This window comes from Streptomyces sp. NPDC002845 (assembly GCF_053591955.1).
This window is the reverse complement of record NZ_JBSFUU010000204.1, coordinates 1-2,581: the sequence shown is the minus strand read 5'-3', so window position 1 is coordinate 2,581 and position 2,581 is coordinate 1. Positions and strand designations below refer to the sequence as shown.

Annotated in this window: 1 protein-coding gene and 1 pseudogene; both read left to right on the top strand. The window is 67.7% G+C overall.

Translation table 11 applies throughout. The features are described 5' to 3' along the window. Positions 1 to 204: 204 nt before the first annotated feature. Positions 205 to 954, top strand: a pseudogene (locus ACWD3C_RS48310) (ISAzo13-like element transposase-related protein); the annotation flags it as partial. A 112-nt stretch (positions 955 to 1,066) separates the two neighbouring features. After that, positions 1,067 to 2,473, top strand: a complete 1,407-nt coding sequence (locus tag ACWD3C_RS48305; protein WP_451155159.1) for an IS4 family transposase — start codon at positions 1,067 to 1,069, stop codon at positions 2,471 to 2,473. Positions 2,474 to 2,581 lie beyond the last annotated feature (108 nt).

The window sequence follows — 2,581 nt, the reverse complement described above, 5'->3', positions numbered from 1 at the left end:
CGGACCGTCGTGCCGTTCTTGTTCTTCCGCTGGGTGGTCCGCAAGTACATGCCCACAGCATCAACGATCACAGCAAGAAGATCAATGCCTCAGGGAGTAGGCGTGTGCCCACGCGTTTCACGCGCCGCGCGTACACCGCAACACCGTGACCTGCGCAGACACCGATCGACGGACCCGTACGTGCCTACGAACTGCGGAACTCAGGTGCCGCCGGGCACATCGAAGTGGAACAAGGTGGAGCATCGGCTGTTCTCCGCGATCACCATGAACTGGCGCGGCAGGCCGCTGAGCAGCCACGAGGTCGTCGTGCAGTCCATCGCCGCGACCACCACCCGCACCGGTCTCACCGTCCATGCCGAACTCGACACCGGCGCCTATCCCACCGGTGTGAAGGTCAGCGATGCCGAGCTGAACGCAGTGCCGGTCACCGGACATGCCTTCCACGGCGAATGGAACTACACCGTGCACCCCCACCCCGCCAGCCCGGCAGGCCCCACCGGACCAACGCCCGGGCCGACGGCGGTCTTCGACCGCGGTGCTCTGTCACATCCCGCGCTGACCGGTATGACCTGCACCGCACTGACCGAGCTGACCGAGACCCTGACCGCCGACTGGCAGACGCTGCAGAAACAGGACCCCGCCGCCCGACGCGACGGCGGCGAGCGACGCCGGGCCCCGGGCGGCGGCCGCAAAGCCAAACTCGATCTGGTCGACCGGGTCCTGGTCACCGTGCTGCAACAAAACCTCGCCCTGCCGCCCACCGTGCTGGCCCACCTCTTCGCCGTCAGCAAGGACACCATCCGCCACACCACCAGCGAGATCCGGGGACTGATGGACCAGCACGCACACACACCGCGGCCCCCAGCAGCACACCTCAACACCCTGGCAGGACTCCTCGTTCACGCCGCCGCACACGGCGCGACCCTCACGACAGAGACCAAACCAACGTGTTGATTCTTTACGGGCCTTAGTGCTGTGAGCTGCGAGGCAAGAGAGGTTGTACGAGACAACGGGACTCCTGTAGATCAACGATCGGCGAGAAAATCGATCAAGGTCAGGGGTCCCGTTGCGGGAGAAGTCTGTCATCACGTCCACGATCGAGACAGCCCGGGGTGTGTTCGCGCCGGGTCATCTGGGGGAGTTGACCCAGATCGTGGACTTCGCGCTGGTGGACGCGGTACTGGAGGAGACGGGCCGGCGCGAGAAGCGCCTGCGGCTGCTGCCTTCGCGGGTGGTGGTGTACTTCGTGCTCGCTCTCGCGCTGTTCGAGCACCACTCGTACCGCACGGTGTGGTCCAAGCTGACCGCCGCCCTGACCCCGCTGGCCCTGGTGTGTCCCGCGGTCTCTTCGCTGACGCGGGCCAGACGCAGGGTGGGGGCCGCGCCTTTGCGGGCTCTGTTCGAGACGCTCGCCGGGCCCGTCGCCCGTCCCGGGCGGGCCGGGTCCTTCTACCGGGGCCTGCGCACGGTGGCCGTCGACGGGACCCTGCTGCACACCCCCGATGACGAGACACTCACCTGGCGCTACCCCAAGCGGGCCGGGGAGAGCCTGGAGTTCGGCTATCGGCTGATGCGGCTGCTGGTCCTGGTCGAGTGCGGCACCCGCGCGCTCATAGCCGCAGCCTTCGGACCGGAATCCCAGGGCGAACTCCCCTACGCCAAGCGGATGTTGACCGGTCTGAACGAGACGATGCTCCTGTTGGCCGACGCGGCCCTCGACGGCAACGAGTTCCTCGACGCGATCCACCACAGCGGGGCGCGGTTCCTGGTGCGCTCCGGAGCCCGCCGCGTCCCCACCCCCGCCGAGCACCTGGGTGACGGCTCCTACATCGCCCGCATCGGCTACGGCGTCCTGCGGGTACTGCTGCCGGTGCGCGTGATCGAGGCGACCCTCACCATCACCCTGGCCGACGGCACCGTCCGTACCGAGCAGTGGCGGCTGATCACCAACCTGCTGGACCCCGTCCGCTATCCGGCCGCCGAACTCGTTGAGCTCTATCACCGCAGGTGGCAGGCGGAAACCACGTATTTCTCGATCAAGGCCACGATGCTCGACGGCCGCGTCCTGCGCTCCCGCAGCATCGACGGCCTCGACCAGGAGGTCTACGCCCTGCTCACCGCCTACCAGGCTCTGATCCGCGCCGGCGACGACGCCCTGACCGGACGGCCGGACATACCCATGGAACGGATCAGCTTCACCGTCCTGCTGGCCGCCGCAACCGACACCGTCACCGCGGGCCATGGAATCTTCCCCGGCACCCTCATCGACCTGGCCGGCACGATCGGCCACGCCGCCCTGAGCGACCTCCTGCCCGCCCACCGACGGCAACGAGTGAAGGCCCGCACCCGCAAGAACCCCACCAGCAAGTACGGCCCGAACGCCGGACAGCTCCCCCAGAAGGCCCAGAACTACACCGTCCACACCACCGTCGCATTCTTCGAACACGGCCTCAACAGCCGCTCACAGCGCTAACGCAACGGTGTTGACTTCAGCCCAGCCGACGGCACTGGTCGCGAACACCGAACTGCCGATCGCGACCAGCCCGACCGCGCCGAGGCCGACCAGCACCACGGAGTCCTT